The sequence below is a fragment of the Thalassospira lucentensis genome (genome assembly GCF_050516545.1).
Lineage (GTDB): Bacteria > Pseudomonadota > Alphaproteobacteria > Rhodospirillales > Thalassospiraceae > Thalassospira > Thalassospira lucentensis_C.
Map to the genome: position 1 here is coordinate 656,939 of NZ_CP191544.1, position 18,293 is coordinate 675,231.

The window sequence follows — 18,293 nt, forward strand, 5'->3', positions numbered from 1 at the left end:
GTATTTAGGTCGCGCTTGGAACTGCGGCAGATTGCAGTGATACGATTGTGAAATCGTCAGAAAGCTGTGCAGGGGCGCGATCCATAAATTGGTCAGCGATCTGTGCAGCCAAGTCCACTTCTTTCCCACCTTCCAGCACGGTCTCGCGCAGCATCGAAAGAAGTTTTTCCTCGCTTAGGAACTGTCCGTCATCAAGGGTGGTTTCGATCAATGCGTCACTGTACAGTAACAAAAAGCTGTTCTTGTCGAAGGGGACCTTGCGGTTTTCATAGCGCGCATCGCGGATAACGCCGAGTGGTACGCCCGTCCCATCAAGATAGCGTGCTTCACCCGTGGAACTGTTGCCAAGAACCGGCGAGGTGCAGGCAGCACTGGCATAGGTGAATGTATTTTCATGACAATCAATGATGCCATAAAGCATGGTTGCATATTGACCAATGGGCAAAAGTCCCTTGAGGTGACGGTTAAGGACCTCAAGATATTCGCTTGGGTTTCTATCACGCACTTGTTCCGACCAAATCAGCGAATGTAGACGGAATGTATTAAGTGCCGCCCCCAATCCATGTCCGGCGAAATCAACGATGTAAACGCCAAGCTGATGTGAATTGATTGGCACCAGTCCCCACATGTCTCCGCCGAGTTCCGATGACATTTGAAAAGTTGCGCTGATGCGCAAGCCGTAATCGATGCCCGTACCACGGTAATGTTCTGGCGCAGGGTTAAGGTTTTCTTGCATGTCACGGGCAAGTTCAAGCTCGGATTGCGTTCGTTCCTGATAAGCTTGTAACTGTTTGACCAGCAAGCGGTTCTCAAGATGAATTCTTATACGTGCAATCAATTCCGCCTTGTTCAATGGCTTTAAAATAAGATCGGTTGCGCCATCATTGAATATCCGTGTCCGACCTTCATTTTCTTCAAGCGCTGTTTGGGCAATGATGGGTATTTCTGCATATGCAGGATCTGCACGAACGGCCTTACAGACACCATAGCCATCAAGTTTCGGCATGATGATGTCGAGGATGATCAAATCAGGGGAATGTGCCTTGATTTGGTCCAGTGCATCTTCGCCATCCTTGGCAAAAACAAGATTAGTGAAGCCATCTGCTCGCAAATAGGATGCAATAATTTCACGTGACAACATTGTGTCATCTGCAATCAGAATGGTCGCATTCTGTGGATTGCGAAGTTCCACATCATGACCGTGACGATCACGTTCTTCCAAATTTGCCAGGAAATTGGCATCGGCAGGCAATATGTCGGTGTTATCATGGTCGAACTCGAGTTCAATCGTACGACCACCACGTGAAAAATTCACTGAATGACATAAGCTTCGGACCAAAGGAAGACCGCGCCCGAATGTCGATTCATGGGCTGCAACATCCTTTATCTCTTTCTTGTTTGGCGGGGTGAAGCCTTTGCCCTGATCATGAATGGAGATAAGGATGTGGCCGTTTTTCCGTTTGCGTGCCGTGAGAACCATTGCACGGGCACCATGCTGCTTGGAGGCAAGGCGCCGCTCGGTTTCTTCGCCTAATTCCGTGAAGCTGTCCATCGACAAGTGACCGCTTGTATCCAGTTCAAGACTGCCGTGAATAAGTGAGTTGGCAAAGGATTCCTGAACCGCCATCTCAACTGTTGGGGCACTTTTTTCGCCAATCAAGCCGCGGTGGCGCAGTGCGGTTACGAATTTGCGCGCAATAGGCAGATGATAGGCGCTTCGTGTTGACAGGCACACCGTTAGTGCACTTTTGGGGGCATTCTTAGGGGATACAAGGGGCGTGAGATCGTCAAGATCCATTTCAAGCGAGCATTCGACGAATATTTCGCAATTTAAACGGATTAAGCTGCCAAGCCAGTCGCGGCTCACCTGTGACGGTAAAAAGCAAGCTGAGTAATGTTTGTTTTGCGGGAAGTCTTCAGGGGATTGGCCGACTGCATATTTCACGGAAACATGATCTGGCTGCTCCCAGATGGTGCCGCTGGCAAGCATTTGTGCCACATCGCCTTGCGCAAGAGATTGCGCAAGGGCAATCCAATGGTTTGTGTGGCTTTCGCTGCCAACGGCCATCAATTTAGTCTTCCAGTTTGAACAATGTGTCGAAACGGGCGACTTCCAACATGCGCTTTACCTGCCCCTGCGCGCCGCGAAGGATAACGGTGGTATTGGATTTTTCACCTTCATCGCGTGCAAGCAGCAACATCCCAAGTCCAGCGGAATCAATAAATTCCACGCCAGCAACATCAAGGATATGGGTCTCTGCCTGGTGGGCACGGATTTCTTCAATCAGTTTGCGAAAACTGGAATGGTCACCAAATGTAAAGCGACCGGTTAGCTCAACCGAGGTTGTACCATTGGCAAATTCTGTCTTGTAGTTCAAGTTCTGGTACTCCTGACAGCATATAACGTCGTTAAACTATGCCTTTTTTAATCATATTCTGATTGTGTATCGTTTAGGCAGCCACTGCAAGACTGTTAGCAGTTGTGACAGGCACAGCTCTATATGTATGTTGGGTCATAGTGGCTATATCGGGGCAAGAACACAAAAATGCCAGAGCAGGCACGCATTGTAATTGTAGAAGATACACTTTCGCTTGCGAGAGTGTATCAGGACTATCTACGCGCAGATGGCCATTTGGTTGATCATGTGGTTAACGGCACAGATGCGATCAATTTCTTGCGGCAAGACCCGCCAGATGTGCTTGTTCTTGATTTAATTTTACCCGATATGGATGGCCGCAAAGTACTTCGAACCGTAGCCCAAATATGCCCGAAATGCAAAGTTGTTGTGATTACGGCCCATGGTTCGGTCAATGTTGCCGTTGAAGCAATGCGCGAGGGTGCTTGGGATTTTCTTTTGAAGCCTTTCACAGCCGACAAGCTGCGTGAAACGGTATCAAATGCGTTGGCCGGTGCCCCGGCGGTTCCCGATGCCTCTGATGTGGAACAGGACGGTGCTGATGCGGACGAGATGTATTTCGACATCATCGGCGGGTCGGACACGATGCGTGATATTTATCGCATCATTGAAAATGCAGCCCCTAGCCGGGCGACAGTATTCATCACCGGGGAATCCGGGACAGGTAAGGAACTGGCGGCTGAAGCCATCCATCGGCGTTCTGAAAGAACGAAGGACCCGTTTATTCCGCTAAATTGCGGTGCTATTCCCAAAGACCTGATGGAAAGTGAGATTTTCGGGCACGTCAAAGGGGCGTTTACCGGGGCGGTCGCTGACCGGGAAGGGGCAGCACACCGTGCCGCAGGTGGTACGCTGTTTCTTGATGAAATCTGCGAGATGGATTTGGAGCTGCAAACCAAACTTTTGCGGTTCATTCAGACCGGGACCTTTCAGAAGGTCGGAGGCAGTTCGATTGAATCAGTTGACGTACGGTTTGTTTGTGCAACCAACCGTGACCCACTTGAAGAAGTTCGAACCGGCCGGTTCCGCGAAGATCTTTATTACCGTTTGCACGTAATTCCGCTGCATATGCCGCCTTTGCGCGATCGTGATAAAGACATACTGCAGATCGCCAATTTCTATCTGGAACGCTATACCAGCGAAGAACACCGTGATTTCGAACGTTTCAGTGCGGAAGTTTCGGCCCTGTTTGCCCGCTATGCTTGGCCCGGAAATATTCGCCAGTTGCAAAATATCATTCGTAATATCGTTGTTCTGAATAACGGTACGGAAGTCACACTTTCGATGGTGCCCCGACCGGTCAATAGCGGCACAGACGATGATAAGTTCGGATCGGCGACGATCGAAGCACCACCACCTCATCCCGTGGTCTCAGGAGATATCAGCGGTACGGGACGGTTGTGGGAAGGTGACCCAGAAGCCTTGGCCTTTCTTGCGGGTGCGCGGCAAATGCGCAAGGTCGTTGAAAACCACCAGTCTGGCAAAACCAATCAGCTTGTCGGTGTCGGGGCGGCATCAAATGACGGCGTTGCGACATCACCCCAAATGCTGGGCGCTGGTGGGTTGGGGTATTCTGAAATACGCCCACTTTGGCAGGTCGAAAAACAAGCGATTGAAGAAGCAATAGAACGATGCGGTGGATCAATCCCGCGTGCAGCCGATGCATTGGGTGTCAGTCCATCGACAATCTATCGCAAGAAACAATCTTGGGAAGAAGGCGGCGATTAGGGGCAACCCGATCAGCATTGACTTGATTGAATATCGGCCCAATCTGTCAGGGCGGTTTCAAGATGCTGCCAGTCTTGCTTGGTGCCGGGAAAGCCAAAACGAACTTTTTCCCGGTCATGATCAAACAATCGAACCAGAATACCGCACAGGGCAAGATATTCGGCCAGTTTTTGGCAATCTGTCCCGTGATAATATCGAAACAAATCCGTTCCGCCAAATAGCGTGAGCGCGGTTTTATTTGCAATCAATTCATCAAGGTGAAGACCGTCCGTCGTAAGACGAATACGGGTTTCTTCCTGCCAAATATCATCGGCAAAGGCCTTTGTCCCGATCGCGATCGTTGGGCCGGGGATTGCCCAAGGACCAACGCGTTCGGCAAGATCACGCGCCAGATCAGGTGCCATAACCGCACATCCAAGACGTGCGCCCGCCAACCCAAAGAACTTGCCAAACGAACGTAATATAATCGTTCTGGGCAGGTCGTCTATCATCGGGCAAAGCGATAAATCGGGCTGGCAGTCCATAAATGCCTCATCGACGATCAACCAGCAATCGCGTTGTTGAGCAAGACGGGACAGATCCGCAATGTCAGATGGCGGAAGGATGCCGCCGTCAGGGTTGTTTGGATTGACCAGAATGACAACGCTACCATTTTCAGCGGAAGTCAGAATTTCAGTCGCACGGGCAAGACGTTTACCGGGCGTGGTTTCATCAATCGCGCAATCATGTCCTGCACGTTGCCAGCATCGGGCATGTTCGCCGTAGGTTGGTCCCATGATATGGACCTTACTAATCGTCGTCTGATCTTTGAGCCAGAATGGAATGGTTTGAATAAGCGACTGGGTGCCCGGTGTGCAGGCAAGATAATCGGGGCCCGGCAGGGCGTAATAGTGTGCAGCAGCGCGTTTTAATCCGTCGAGTTCTGATGCCAGTGGCAGTCGTTGCCAATGGGCAAGGTCTATTTGGGGCACGGGGTAACCCAACGGATTGATCCCGGTCGACAGATCAAGCCATTCGGTGGACGGAATTCCATATTTTTCTGCCGCGGCATCAATTGCGCCGCCGTGATTGATCGGAGCCGTTTTTAGCGGTGTAAGCGTGTTGTCTGCCATGATTGCTGCCAAGCTCAGTATGTGTCGTGCATTGTGCCGCGCAGTGTACCGGGAGATCGAAGGGGACTTGCCATCAATGTGCGCACTGCGTATCGTCCGGCCACTTTCAATACCGGACATTGACCGATGATCACACCGAAAAACGCCACCCAGCCCGAGATATGGCAGCGGCTTAATCCCCAATTGACGATTTCCACCGGGATTGATCCAGTTGTGGATGTTGACGAAATCGGTGCCGACGATGGTGGTTTTGATGGTGGGAAGCTGTCAGATCGGTTTTGGGATGAGGGGTATTTTCTGATCGAAGATATTTTGCCAAAGGATGAGTTGGCAAAGCTGCGCCAAGGCGTTGAGACCCTTGTTTCCAAGGGGCTGTCGCCAGCCTTGATCTATTTATATGATGAGGCATGGCAAGTGTTTAGGCGTTTAAAGCCGTTGCTCAGCCACTTTCTTGGTGACCGTGTTGCGCTTCTTCCGCATTTTTGGGCATGGCATGTCGATCCCGGTCAAGATGGCCGTGGCTGGCCTCCCCACCGTGACTATCAGGGCGAAAGTGTTGTTGATGACGACATGCTGATCAGCATGTCTCTTTGGGTCCCGCTGAGCAAAGCGAGCCCAGATAACGGATGCATGTACGTGTTGCCGCGTTCTTTTGAAAAGTGTTATGGTTTAGATATTACTAAACCAGAAGATGTTTTTTTACAGGATGTAAGGGCGCTACCCACCGGACCGGGGGCGGTGATGGGATGGCGGCAGGATTTATACCACTGGGGTGGACGTGCAAGTAAACATGCGTCGGAACCGCGGATAAGTTTGTCACTTGAATTCCAGAACGCAGTTTTTGATCCTTTGGCGGATCAACTTCTGAGCTTGGAGACAGCACCGAAATTTTTGGATCGGTTGAGCTTGATTGCGAGCCAGTTCGAAAAATACCAGCATATGCAGTCCATAGACGCCGATACTGTAAATTGGGCGAAGGCAGTTCTGGAATATTGTTCAGTAAGTCGGGGTGGTTAAAATCCCGACGGGGGCGAGGGAAGACGAATATATGGTCCGATTATTGGCCTATGCAGGGTTTACTCTGATCACTTTCCTGACGATTACGCCTATTTTCATTTTCTATTCTTCTTTGTCCGACGAAATTGTTGGCAAAATCACCTTCTCAGTCATTGCCGTGGTCGAAATCATTGCGCTGTTAACCGTAGCCATTGGCTGGATGGTTTATGAGCTGACGCGTCGCGCCCAATATGTCTGCCTCGTGATTATGATGGGGCTTTTGCTGTTGGGTGATTCGGTCGGACTACCACGGTTATTTGGTCCCGATGATATGTTGGGCAGCGAACAGGCGCTTGGTACTTTCACCGGACTTTTGGTTCTGGTCGCACGGGTAATGGCTTCTTTGATGTTTGTTCTAAGCTGGCATTACGCGAACAAGGATGATCAGATTTTCGTACAGGAGCAGGTGATTGTTGCGAGCTTGACCGTCTTTGCCGTCGCCTCCTTGTCGATGGGAGGGGTGATATCGTTTTTACCAAATGTGAATTTCGGGTTTGAATATGTTTTTCAGGATATTTCCACTCTGATTTTGATGCCAGGCCTGATTATGGCGTTTATTGGGGCCGCAGGGTATCTCGTGCGTTGTTTTGTCCGCCGTTCGATGATGGAAGCCCTGCTGTGCATCAGCATGATGATTGGTGTGTTTAATCATTTGGCTTTGTTTTATCTGGCGCCGAATGGTGCTGAACTGGCCGCAAGCTTCATCATTCCATCAAGAATGCTGAGTTACAGCCTGATCCTTTGTTACATTTTGCTGTCGATGCGCGGCCATTTTCTGCGTTCCTATCAGGCAAGTTCGGCAAAAAGCGAATTTCTGGCAACCATGAGTCACGAAATCAGAACACCGTTGAACGGCGTTTTGGGGCTTGCGCAGTTGTTGCGCGAAAGTGACCTGACAAAAATGCAGCTGGAACGGGTGAATGGTATCTTGTCTTCGGGCCGGACCCTGATGGCTTTGCTGAACGATATCCTTGATATGAGCAAAATCGAAGCTGGCCGGGTTGAGCTTGAGAACCGCCAGTTTTACCCATCGGACATCATGTATGATCTGAAACAATTTGTTGGTGCTGTCGCCAAAGAAAAGAACCTTGCTGTCGTCGTCGATGACGGGGTGTTTAATGATCTGATGTTGATCGGCGATGAGGTTCGCCTGCGTCAGATATTATGGAATTTGATGTCAAATGCGGTGAAGTTCACCAAAAAGGGATCTGTCACGCTTGAAGTTGCGATGGTCGAAGAAAGTCCACCATCACTTGAAGATTTCCGCGCCTTACGCGATGGTGAAATGTTGTTTCACTTTGCTGTTATTGATACGGGGATCGGTATTTCCGACGAGCGGCAGAAGCAGATTTTTGCGCCTTTTACCCAGGCGGACAATTCGACAATGCGTGAATATGGCGGCACCGGGTTGGGGTTGTCGATTGCGTTTAGTTTGACGGAATTGATGAGCGGTAAAATGACGGTCAGCAGCGTCGAACATCAAGGGACGCGATTTGATGTCTGGCTGCCATTCAAGTTTGAACATACCGAGGGCCACATTGTAGGCAATATCGCAGAAGCCGATGACAGTGGGGAGACAGTTCTTGCCGGTGCAAAAATCCTTGTTGTTGAAGATAACGAGATCAACGCCAACGTTGTTGGCGGTATGCTTAAGCGACATGGTGTGGAAGTCACATTGGTCGCTAATGGGCGTGAAGGAGTTCACGCCTTTCGCGACGGGGACTTTGATCTTATTTTGATGGATGCCCATATGCCTGTTCTTGATGGCGAAGGAGCAACCCGCCACATTCGTGAAATTGAACGGTTTAATGGTGGTTTACGTATTCCTATTGTCTGTCTGACGGCAGAGGCATCTTCTACGCGCCATCGCGATTTTTTGGCAGCAGGCATGGACGAAGTTTTGACCAAGCCGGTCGAAGAACGAAAGCTTTATAGTACGCTATTGCGGTTCTTACGCGGTCGGGTGCACGGCGTGAGCCAGAACAATGAAGATCAAAGTGCGGAGCTATACATAAATGCCAAGCCATTGGAAACGGCCACACAGCAATTCAAAGTAGTTGCTGATCGGGATGATAATCACAGTGATCAGGTACTGGGCGGTGATATAGATGTACTGAATAAACCTGCTTTGGTTGAGGAAGTTGCAGAGACCTACGATATTGAAAACGCATCTGCGACGAAAGAGATGAACATGGATTTGATTGATCAAGATCGGTTTGACGAAGTATGCGCAGCCCTTGGCAAGGAACAGCTTGCCATGTTGGTTGGCTTGCTCCCTGCTTCCTATCAGGAGGAGCGAGAAAGGCTCATTGAAGCCGTAAACAATGGTGACAGCGAAATGCTGCATCGGGCTGGTCATACCATAAAGGGGATGGCCGCAAATATGGCAGGGCGGAAACTTGCAGCAGAAGCACGCAAGCTAGAAACATATGAAGGCAATTTTGGCGAGGAATTGCTCGCACAGATAACGGCACTTGATAAGTTGGCCGAGGACACGGTGGCCGCGATGCAAGCCGCGTTGCGTTAGGGCTGGCTTCAGAATCAGGAAGAAGTGCAGCAATGTGGTATGTGTGACTATAACCCATCCCATAGCGCAATATAAAAAGAACGGGCTCGCCAATTATGTGGCGGCCCGTTCTTTGTTCTAAACATCTTATGGGCTTTATCGTGTGATCAGATCAAGGCTGTGGCGTGAAACACATTCATTGCCATTTTCGGTGACAATCACCGAATGACCGGGGCACATGGCAACGCCATTTTCGCTATCCATCAGGATCATATGCAGGAAGAACACCATGCCCGGTTCGGCAATAACCGGGTTGTCATGGTAAAACATCGGCCAATCCATCCAGTTCGGGGCAAAGGTCGTCCCCATGGAATAGCCACACGCATTCAGACGATGGGCAAACATGCCACCTTGGTCACAGGTATGGGCATAGGCATCAAAGACCTTGCCGATAGGTTCACCCGGACGAAGGGCTTCTCGGCAGGCGGCCATGGCATCCGTTGCCACCTTATGCATTTCGACATGGCGGGGCAGGGTGTTGCCGACCGGGATCGTACGCATCATGGCGGCATGATAGTGACGATAGGCACCCGCCCATTCAAGCGTAATCTGATCGTTCGGGGCAATGTTCTTACGGCCGGAGAAATACCGACATAGAAGCGCGTCGCGCCCGGCGCCAATAATGAATTCATTCCCGGGATAATCACCGCCACCGGCAAAGATCGCACCTTGCATGGCGGCAAGAATGTCACCTTCAAACGCACCGGCATGGACAGTATCAAGGGCTGCATCCCATGCGTCATCAGCTAATCCGGCGGCTTTTCGGATATAGTCAAGTTCAGCCGGGCTTTTGACCACACGTAGTTCAGAAACCAGACAAGAAGCGTCTTCTAACGTGCAAAATCCATCCAGTGCAGCGTCAAGTTTTTTGCCATTGGCAGCGGTCAGACCATAGGCATCATATTCAACGCCAAGCTTTTTACCCGAACAACCAAGTTCAGCCAGCATATCGCGCAGTTGAAAAGCCGGGTTCACATTCGGGCCGTCGATCCAGATGCGGATATCTTCAATGTCAGAAGTATGCTGTGCCTGACGTAGGTCCGGAGCGCGGGTGATCAATGAAACACGACCATCTGCACCCAAATACAGGCATTGGAAAAACACATAGCCAAATGTGTCATAGCCCGTCAGGTAAAACATGCTTTCCTGACGAAACATCAAAAGTCCATCTAGCCCGGCCTGTTCAAGTTTCTTGATGGTACGCGCGCGGCGGGTTGCCAGTTCTTCGCGGTCAAAATGTAGTGCCATCTGAGGCCCCCTGATATTGTCTTTCGCGCGATGCTATCAGAGATATTCTGAACCAAATAGAAAAAACATCAATTCAACGACAAATTGACGGTAAAATGTAATTGTGATGCGTGGGGAGGAACTTATTTTTTGTTGCTGCCCAGTTGCTTACTCGAAAGCAGGACTAAAAAATAAGGACGGGGAATAGAAATTCCAGGAAACGGCCCTAAATGAAATGTTCCGGCACTTTTACATTCAGGGGAGAGATTTGTGCCGCAATCGCTTGTGACCGTCCCATACAGGAGGCAAGAGTGGCGAGCTTTAAAAGACTCTCTGGCGAGATCGAACGGGAAGAACCCGCGTTTCGCAAGCATCGAAAACCCGGTTTTGACAAATGGCGTCGGGATGATCTTTATCATCTGGCCCAGCAGCACGGTATTGAAGACCGCGCGAATATGACCAATGAAGAACTGGCGCGTGCCCTTAGCCGTGCTCAGTCAGGTTCGCCGTAAAATACGCAACCTGTGAAACCCTTATAGGAATAATCCAGATCACCCTGTTGATGTATCCGTCAGCGGTCATAGGACAATTGTGAAATTGGCCAGACTGCGGGCTTTTTTGCGTGGCTGGACGCTAAAGCATGTTGCAATGATGATCGCACAATTTGACCTTTCAGGTTCAATTGTTTATCCCGGCTGATTATAAGGTTTTTGTAAAATACCTTTGTCGTCGAACAGTCTGTCTTTTGGGGTATGCGAGTTGCGAAGCTACGGGGCGTGGTTGCTGGGTTTGTGTGTGTGGTTCTTGGTGCTATTACCTGTTCATGCACAGTCCGTCATGGCTGAAAATGCACAGGAGCCGGTCAGGGTTGCCTTTATCAATCCGGGATATGGTGATCGCGGTTTTTGGAAAGACGTGCGCGATACGATGCAGGCGGCGTCCGATCAGTTTGGCTATGAACTTATTGTATTTGACAGTGACCGCGACTGGAAGATGATGGCTGAAAGTGCGACACAGGCATTCGCACTTCAGCCTTTGCCTGATTACATCATTGCTGTGAATGAACACCAGCAAGGCACGCGCATCATTCTTGAAGCCAACGCGCGTGGCATTCCCGTGATCATGTTGCTCAATGATTTGACGGAGGCACAAAAGAACGCCTTTGGGCGCCCCGTCAAAGACATTGAAAACTGGATATTGACCCTGACACCGGACAATGAGCGTGCCGGTTTTGAAATTGCAAAATCACTGATCGATGCTGCCCAGAAGGCCAATAACAGCCAGTCGCCTGATGAAGTGTGTTTGTTATCGATCGTCGGTGATCGCAAAACGCCGGCATCCTTACAGCGGCTTGACGGTTTGGATCGTGCGTTACGTCAGTTCCCGAATCTCAAAGAACAGCGGCGGCTTGTCGCAAACTGGTCTTTTGACGAGGCATATCGTCAAACATCTGCCTGGCTCAACCGTGGGGAATGTGTTGATGCGGTCTGGGCGGCGAATGATGACATTGCGCTTGGGGCGATTTCGGCCCTTGAAGAAGCACGACGTATGCCAGGGAAAGACGTATTCGTTGGTGGTTTGAACTGGTCTTCCGATGGGGTGCAAAACGTTGCCGCAGGAAAAATGACCCTAACCCATGGCGGGCATTTCTTCGCGGGGGCCTGGGTCATGGTTTTGTTGCATGACTATATCAATGGGATTCAAACGCTCAAAGATCATCCTGAAGTGTCTTTCAAGATGGAGGCGATCACGCGGGAAAACATAGCCTACTTTGAAAAAGTCCTGGTGATGCGAGATTGGCGCAAAATCGATTTTACCCGGTTTAGTCTTGCCAATTCGCCGTCAGGAGCCGAATATGAATTTGGACTGCATCCCCCGAGCGACCGATAATCTTCATTGTTATGTTTGTCGGTATTGAGATGACGAAGATGAGGTGAGAAACGGTGGCAAAGCAGTCGGATCAAAAGCATGATGACGTGCCCGTCGGCTTGAAGCTGGGCAGTACCATTGCCGCACGTCAGCTTAAATATTCATTGTTTCTTGCGGCCATACTTGGGTTCATCATTGTTGGTGTTCGTGGTTATCAGGACTACGAATGGCTTGAAGATGTATATCAGCAGGGAACCCAACGTTCGATAGCCTCAAGCATTGCTGTTGCAAACCAGATACTTACAAACCGCGACCTCGAGTTGGCTGAAGTGATGGCGCGTGGCATGATGAACAATCGTTCAATCGCCCGTGTTACTTTGCTTAATGAAGCAGACGGGATCTTTTTTGAAACAAAACGGCCTGCCGGTGAAATACCGACATCGCGATGGGCCGAAAAAATGTTTGGCGGGCTGCAAACCATCGTTGTTCCGGTCCGCGACCCGAATAAGCAACCAGCAACAACCATCGGCGAAATGGTCGTAGACCTGAACCCGCAAGTCTTTGTTTCAGCATATATGAGCCGTTTGTCATTGTCGTTTTTGTCCACCATGGTTTTGGCAGTGCTTATGGCCGCTGTCTTTGCAGGGATGAGTTATTTTGTCTTTTCCCGTCCGCTGGTGCGTCTTGGCAACTATCTGGTGAAGTCGGACCCGACAGATGACAAGAGGCCTTTGGAAATGCCGCCCCATCATCGTTATGACGATGAAGTTCAGTTGTTGGGTTCTGTGACGGTTGGTTTGTTTGGTATGATCCGTGGGCAAGTGGGACAATTGCGTAAAGCACGGGATGCACTGCAAAGTGCCAACATTAATTTGGAGGCGCGTGTCGAACAGCGCACCAAAGAATTGAACGAAGCGATGCAAAAACTTGAAGTTCTGGCATCGACAGACCCCCTTACGGAACTACCAAACCGGCGAGCATATCTTGGCCGTCAGGAAGAAGCCATTTCGATTTGGTGTCGCCGGGATACACCCGTTTCCATCATTCTTCTCGATATTGACCGTTTCAAGGCCTTTAACGATACATACGGCCATCAAGCAGGCGACGCTGTGCTTGTTGAACTTGCCAAAACAATGGAAAGAACCTTACGCACGATTGATATGCCAGCAAGGTTGGGCGGGGAAGAGTTTGCCGTTTTGCTGCCCGGGGAAGAATTTGACGGGGCAATGAAGCTTGCGGAACGCCTGCGTGTTGCCTTTGAAGAAACCCGCGTTGAGTTTGGCGGCAACACCCTTTCATTCACGTCAAGCTTTGGTGTTTCCAGCTTGCCATCAAAATCCGGAATGGCAGATTTTAGCGATGACGTGATCCGTCAGTTCGATGCCCTGAAAAACCGGGAGATTTCGGAAATCTCGGCAACGCTTTATTCGATGGCGGACAGCGCGCTGTATCTTGCGAAGGAAAGCGGGCGTAATCGCTGTGAAGTGGCCGATTTCCATGAATTGCGGGAACATACAAACGCTGTGTCGTCTGACATCTTAGCAGACGATTAATTCCGACCGTCGTCGTTGCCCTGACGGGAAATTCGGATATCGCGGTGGATTGATACGCTCATCAACAGGCCAAAGCTGACCAGAATGGTCATCATGACCGTTCCGCCATACGATACCAGTGGCAATGGCACACCAACCACCGGGATCAGACCCATCACCATCGCAATATTGATAAAGACATACAGGAAGAAGGTCGAGGTCACGCCAATCGCGACCAGACGACCGAACTGGTTGCGGCATCTAAGCGCGATAATATAGCCATAGGCGATCACCAACGTATAAAGAGATAGCAGGGCCAATCCACCAACTAAACCGAACTCCTCGCCAAGCATGGTAAAGATAAAGTCGGTCTGCTTTTCAGGCAGGAAGTTCAGATGGCTTTGGGAACCAAGCATGAAGCCTTTGCCAAATAGCCCCCCGGACCCCAATGCGATTTTTGACTGGGTGATGTGATACCCCGCCCCGAGCGGATCATTTTCCGGGTTAAGGAACGTCAGAACACGGTTCTTTTGATAGTCCCGCAGAAACTGCCAGCCAATTGGGATAGCTGCCAAGGCACTGCCAAGGATAAGGGCAAACTTCCACACCCGTACCCCGGAAAGCCAGAAAATCACACCACCACCGGCAATCAGCAACAAGGCAGTACCAAGATCAGGTTGGCGTAGGACAAGGGCAGCAGGTGCCAGCACCATCAAGAGCGGCGGGATCAAAAGCGGAATGCGCCCGGAATCTTCAACCGTCAAGCCGTGGAAATAGCGCGCCAGTGCCAATACTAGGGAGATTTTCATCAACTCAGATGGCTGGAGCTGGAAGAAACCAAGATTGATCCAGCGTTGCGCGCCCATACCGATATCGCCTTTGATCTCAACCCCGACAAGCAAGACCAGTGCGACGAAATAGGAAAAATAGGCAAGCTTTAGCCAGACCCGTATATCAGTCACAGCAATGATAATCATCAAGGCTGCCCCAACACCAAACCGCATCATTTGGCGTTCAGCCCATGGTTCAAACGATCCGTTGGCAGCGGAATAAAGCATGGCAAAGCCGATACCCGACAAGGCTGCGATCAACAGGACCAAAGTCCAGTTTAGCAACAACAAACGTCGGCCAATCGGGACGTAATCCGGATCTTCGCCAATGCGGTATTTACTCATGGCCATTGATCAGCCCTCGTCTTCATTGTTTTGGGCTGCTTCCGAACGTCGTTGCGCGCTATTGGGCTGGTTGGCTGCAGAAATACCCTGACGGGCAGATTGCAGTTCCTGGGCCTTTAGCAGCAGGTCACGCACAATCGGGCCGGCAACACTTGATCCACCACCACCATGATCAACCACGACTGCGCAGGCATAGCGCGGGTTCTCAACCGGGGCAAAAGCAACAAACAATGCATGATCACGGTATTTCCACGGTAAATCATCATTGTCGAGAACCCCGGTCGTTTGGCGTTCACGCATGGTAATGCGGCGCACCTGACTGGTACCACTTTTGCCAGCCATTTCCATGCCTTTGGCCGAGATGCGTGAACCATGACCTGTGCCACGCAATTCGTTGGTCACTCCATTCATGGCATCGCGAATGCGTGCAAGGCTTGCCCGGCTGACTTGAAGTTCCGGGAATTCTTCGGCCTCGCGCGTGGTGACACCATCGGGGGTGACATGATCACGTGTGAGATGCGGGCGCACAGCTTTGCCCGATGCAAGACGTGCGGTCATGGTGCAAAGCTGAAGCGGGGTTGTCAAAACGTATCCCTGACCAATCGATGCGATCAGGGTTTCACCACCTTGCCAACGTTTACCAAGCTGGATTTCCTTCCAGTCCTTGGTCGGGATCAGGCCGCTGCGTTCATTGGGAAGATCAATTCCGGTATCTTCGCCAAGACCAAGCTTGTTAGCCATGGCGGCAATCCGGTCGATGCCAATTTTTTGCGATATTTCGTAGTAATAGACATCGCAAGAATGTTTGAGCGAGTCATGCATGTTCATCCAGCCATGCCCGCCACGTTTCCAGCAGTGGAATCGCGATGTGCCCAGATCAAGATGACCATTGCAGAAAAACCGTTGCCCCGGGGTGATAATCCCGGCTTCAAGCCCGGCAAGGGCGACACACATCTTGAAAGTGGAGCCGGGGGCATAGGTTCCGTTTACCGCCTTGTTTGATAAAGGCGCATAAGGATTGTTGACCAGACTGTTCCATAATTTGTGTGAAATGCCGGTGGTAAAGGCATTCGGGTCATAAGCAGGGTGCGATGCCAGTGCCAACACCTCACCGGTATGGATTTCCATAACCACGGCTGATGCGCTTTCCTGATCAGAAAGGCGCTGGTTGGCATACCGTTGCAATTCAAGATCAAGCGTCATGACAACGGTATTGCCGCTTTCGCCTTCTTCACGTTCAAGTTCGCGAATAACCCGGCCAAGGGCGTTCACTTCGACCTGACTTGTCCCGGCTGATCCGCGCAGTGCAAGGTCATAGACCTTTTCAACACCGCTTTTGCCAATGGTAAAGCCCGGCAGTTCAAGCAAAGGGTCGCCTGTCAGTTCTTTTTCCGAGACAGCCGCAACATATCCCAACGTATGGGCAAGATGCGGGCCTTCGGGATAGTCGCGCGACCGTCCGGCATCAATGATCAGACCGGGAAGGTCAGGGGCGTTTACGCCAACACGGGCAACTTCATCCCATGTCAGATTGTCGCGCACGGTGACAGGAACGAAGGAACGTCTGCGTTCAACATCGCGTTCAACACGTTCGATTGTATCGGGGCCAAGTTCAATGATTTGATCAAGGATTTCGAGTGTGCGGCGGACATCTGGTGTCTGCTCACGCACAATCATGATGTGATAATTCTGCCGGTTTACGGCCAAAGGTGCGCCAAACCGATCCGTTACCAATCCGCGTGGTGGTGGTAGTAAACGGTGAGAAATCCGGTTTTCATCGGCAAGGGTGCGATAGCGGTCGCTTTCAAGCACCTGTAGATAATACATCCGTACAGCCAAACCGGTCAGTAAAACACCCTGACCAGCACCCAGTATCAGGGCACGTCGGGTGAACATTCTGAACCTGTCTGAATCACGATGCCACATGGGCGAAGAATACCTGTCTTGTCTCTTTAACCGATGCGGTTAAATTTCGCTGATTTCGGCCCGTTTTATCTGTCTTGATTGGACTTGGAAACCATCTTGTTCAAGCATAGCCGATAGCTGTTGCCAAAACATCAATTTTGCAATGATTTTCGGGGTGGTGAGCCGACTTATACATAGCGCAGAAGGCTATTTTGTGCGCGTGCCAAGGCCCAGGCGACAATGGGAAATAAAACGGCGGTCAGTATATAGCTGACCACGGTTGCCTTGATCGGCAAAAACGCACCAATCAGCGCTGAACTCAGCAACCATTGAACCAAAAGGGCTGGTATCGCGACCAAGGCAAATCCCCACCACATGACGCTGAACGGCTTGTTATGGAAAAAACGCCCCTGACTGGCGGATCCGGTTTGAACCAGCAATAAGACCAACGAACTGACGCCAAGTGGCAAGCCCATCAAAAGATCCTGCAACAGGCCAAGGAAAAAGGCAGTTACGGCTGTTAAAAGGTCAGGCCGGTTCACAGACCAGTAAAACACCGCCATCAGGGAAAGGGCCGGTGATGCGGTCGATAGAAGCGGAATGCTGACCGGCAACAAATTGATCAGAAGAAGGATAAAGACGCTGAATGCCGGAAGTAAACCGCGTGCGATAACGTCCATTCGATGCCAGACGCCGGGTTTCACGGAAGTTCCCCTGCCGGCATTTGCGGTTTTGCATGTGTATCTACATCTGCTGGCGCGGATGGGACGATGCCAACGCCGGTTGGGATATCTGGCGCAAGTTGGGTGTCGTTTGTATTGACCGGTGCCTGACTTTCGCGGATGCGCTTATCGCTTAGAATACCTTGCAGGCCGTAATCGGCAACACGCAGATATTCAAGTTGATGACGGCGGAACAATGGTGCGACGCGCACCGAATTTTCCGAAACCGATGAAACAACCCCGATTGGAATGCCCGGTGGAAATGCGCCGCCATGGCCGGATGTCAAAATGCGATCACCGGGTGCGACGGCGGCATCGGCGGTCAGGAATGTCAAAAGCGGCCGGTTGGTATTGTCACCCGATAGAAACGCGCGATCACGGGAATTTTCAACAATGACCGGCACGCGTGAATTGATATCAGTGATCAAGAGAACCCGGGACGCCTGATAACCGGCTTCGGCAACACGTCCAACAAGGCCCTCGTCCGAAATAACAGCTTGTCCTTTGGATACACCATCACGCGAACCAGCGGAAATCATTACACTGTGGGCATAGGCTCCGCCCATGTCGGCAATAACACGTGACGTCACAAGATGCAGAACGGGGGGGGCCGTGTAACGGGCAAGGTCGCGCAGACGGGCATTTTCATGTGACAAATTGCGTGCGGCTTGCTGCCATGCCAGCAATTGGTGGTTCTCCCGACGCAGACGTTCATTTTCCTCATACAGATGGGCGAGGTTGTAAACTTGGTCGGTGATTTCATTGATACTAGCAGCCGGGCGGGAAGCGATGTTCATAACCGGGGAAACAAGATCGGCAGATGCGGCGCGGATACGTTCGATTAAAACTGTATCAGCTTTGCCCAGCAACATCAGTCCGAAGGCCGAACAAATCAGCAATATAAAAGCGAAACGGTGAACCGCCGTGCGTAACGGCGAAAATATTCGCTGCTGCGGACCGCCATGCTGTGCCAATGTATTCCCC

General features: G+C 50.9%; 14 protein-coding genes. 6 read left to right on the forward strand and 8 right to left on the reverse strand.

Going from position 1 to position 18,293, the window contains the following annotated elements; all coding sequences use genetic code 11:
* Positions 1–4: 4 nt before the first annotated feature.
* Together ACQ0MK_RS02870 and ACQ0MK_RS02875 are read right to left on the reverse strand one after the other, a co-directional pair.
* The gene (locus ACQ0MK_RS02870) at positions 5–2,068 is read right to left on the reverse strand and encodes a SpoIIE family protein phosphatase (RefSeq protein ID WP_430474742.1); all 2,064 of its coding nucleotides are present in this window, start codon (positions 2,066–2,068) and stop codon (positions 5–7) included.
* Between the two features lie 4 nt (positions 2,069–2,072).
* Positions 2,073–2,378 carry an STAS domain-containing protein gene (locus tag ACQ0MK_RS02875; protein ID WP_430474743.1) on the reverse strand — a complete coding sequence of 102 codons (306 nt, stop codon included), beginning with the start codon at positions 2,376–2,378 and terminating at the stop codon, positions 2,073–2,075.
* 168 nt (positions 2,379–2,546) lie between these two features.
* Between ACQ0MK_RS02875 and ACQ0MK_RS02880 the strand changes: the two genes are divergently transcribed.
* Positions 2,547–4,145, forward strand: a complete 1,599-nt coding sequence (locus ACQ0MK_RS02880; protein WP_430474744.1) for a sigma-54-dependent transcriptional regulator — start codon at positions 2,547–2,549, stop codon at positions 4,143–4,145.
* Between the two features lie 11 nt (positions 4,146–4,156).
* On the opposite strand, the gene cobD is transcribed toward ACQ0MK_RS02880, so the two are convergent.
* A complete protein-coding gene (gene cobD / locus ACQ0MK_RS02885; RefSeq protein WP_430474745.1) occupies positions 4,157–5,257 on the reverse strand; it encodes a threonine-phosphate decarboxylase CobD in 1,101 nt (366 codons plus the stop codon).
* 126 nt (positions 5,258–5,383) lie between these two features.
* Between cobD and ACQ0MK_RS02890 the strand changes: the two genes are divergently transcribed.
* Together ACQ0MK_RS02890 and ACQ0MK_RS02895 are read left to right on the forward strand one after the other, a co-directional pair.
* Positions 5,384–6,274, forward strand: a complete 891-nt coding sequence (locus ACQ0MK_RS02890; protein ID WP_430474746.1) for a phytanoyl-CoA dioxygenase family protein — start codon at positions 5,384–5,386, stop codon at positions 6,272–6,274.
* Between the two features lie 31 nt (positions 6,275–6,305).
* Positions 6,306–8,840, forward strand: coding sequence for an ATP-binding protein (locus ACQ0MK_RS02895; protein WP_430474747.1), 2,535 nt, complete (start codon positions 6,306–6,308; stop codon positions 8,838–8,840).
* Between the two features lie 135 nt (positions 8,841–8,975).
* Here ACQ0MK_RS02895 and ACQ0MK_RS02900 read toward each other — a convergent pair whose 3' ends face one another.
* Complete coding sequence (locus ACQ0MK_RS02900; RefSeq protein WP_430474748.1) at positions 8,976–10,127, reverse strand: M24 family metallopeptidase; 1,152 nt, start codon at positions 10,125–10,127, stop codon at positions 8,976–8,978.
* Positions 10,128–10,417: 290 nt separating this feature from the next.
* Between ACQ0MK_RS02900 and ACQ0MK_RS02905 the strand changes: the two genes are divergently transcribed.
* The 3 genes from ACQ0MK_RS02905 (at position 10,418) to ACQ0MK_RS02915 (ending at position 13,528) form a co-directional block, all read left to right on the forward strand.
* The gene (locus ACQ0MK_RS02905) at positions 10,418–10,618 is read left to right on the forward strand and encodes a hypothetical protein (protein ID WP_430474749.1); all 201 of its coding nucleotides are present in this window, start codon (positions 10,418–10,420) and stop codon (positions 10,616–10,618) included.
* 325 nt (positions 10,619–10,943) lie between these two features.
* Complete coding sequence (locus tag ACQ0MK_RS02910) at positions 10,944–11,996, forward strand: ABC transporter substrate-binding protein (RefSeq protein ID WP_430474750.1); 1,053 nt, start codon at positions 10,944–10,946, stop codon at positions 11,994–11,996.
* Between the two features lie 53 nt (positions 11,997–12,049).
* The gene (locus ACQ0MK_RS02915) at positions 12,050–13,528 is read left to right on the forward strand and encodes a diguanylate cyclase (RefSeq protein WP_430474751.1); all 1,479 of its coding nucleotides are present in this window, start codon (positions 12,050–12,052) and stop codon (positions 13,526–13,528) included.
* Here ACQ0MK_RS02915 and rodA read toward each other — a convergent pair.
* The 4 genes from rodA to mreC form a co-directional block, all read right to left on the reverse strand.
* Positions 13,525–14,688, reverse strand: a complete 1,164-nt coding sequence (gene rodA / locus ACQ0MK_RS02920) for a rod shape-determining protein RodA (RefSeq protein ID WP_430474752.1) — start codon at positions 14,686–14,688, stop codon at positions 13,525–13,527. The two genes, ACQ0MK_RS02915 and rodA, sit on opposite strands and share 4 nt — an antisense overlap.
* Before the next feature lie 3 nt (positions 14,689–14,691).
* Positions 14,692–16,578, reverse strand: a complete 1,887-nt coding sequence (gene mrdA, locus ACQ0MK_RS02925) for a penicillin-binding protein 2 (protein WP_430474753.1) — start codon at positions 16,576–16,578, stop codon at positions 14,692–14,694.
* A gap of 197 nt (positions 16,579–16,775) precedes the next feature.
* A complete protein-coding gene (mreD, locus tag ACQ0MK_RS02930) occupies positions 16,776–17,291 on the reverse strand; it encodes a rod shape-determining protein MreD (RefSeq protein ID WP_430474754.1) in 516 nt (171 codons plus the stop codon).
* Positions 17,288–18,283, reverse strand: a complete 996-nt coding sequence (mreC, locus tag ACQ0MK_RS02935) for a rod shape-determining protein MreC (RefSeq protein ID WP_430474755.1) — start codon at positions 18,281–18,283, stop codon at positions 17,288–17,290. Before mreC ends, mreD begins: the two co-directional genes overlap by 4 nt.
* Between the last annotated feature and the right edge of the window lie 10 nt (positions 18,284–18,293).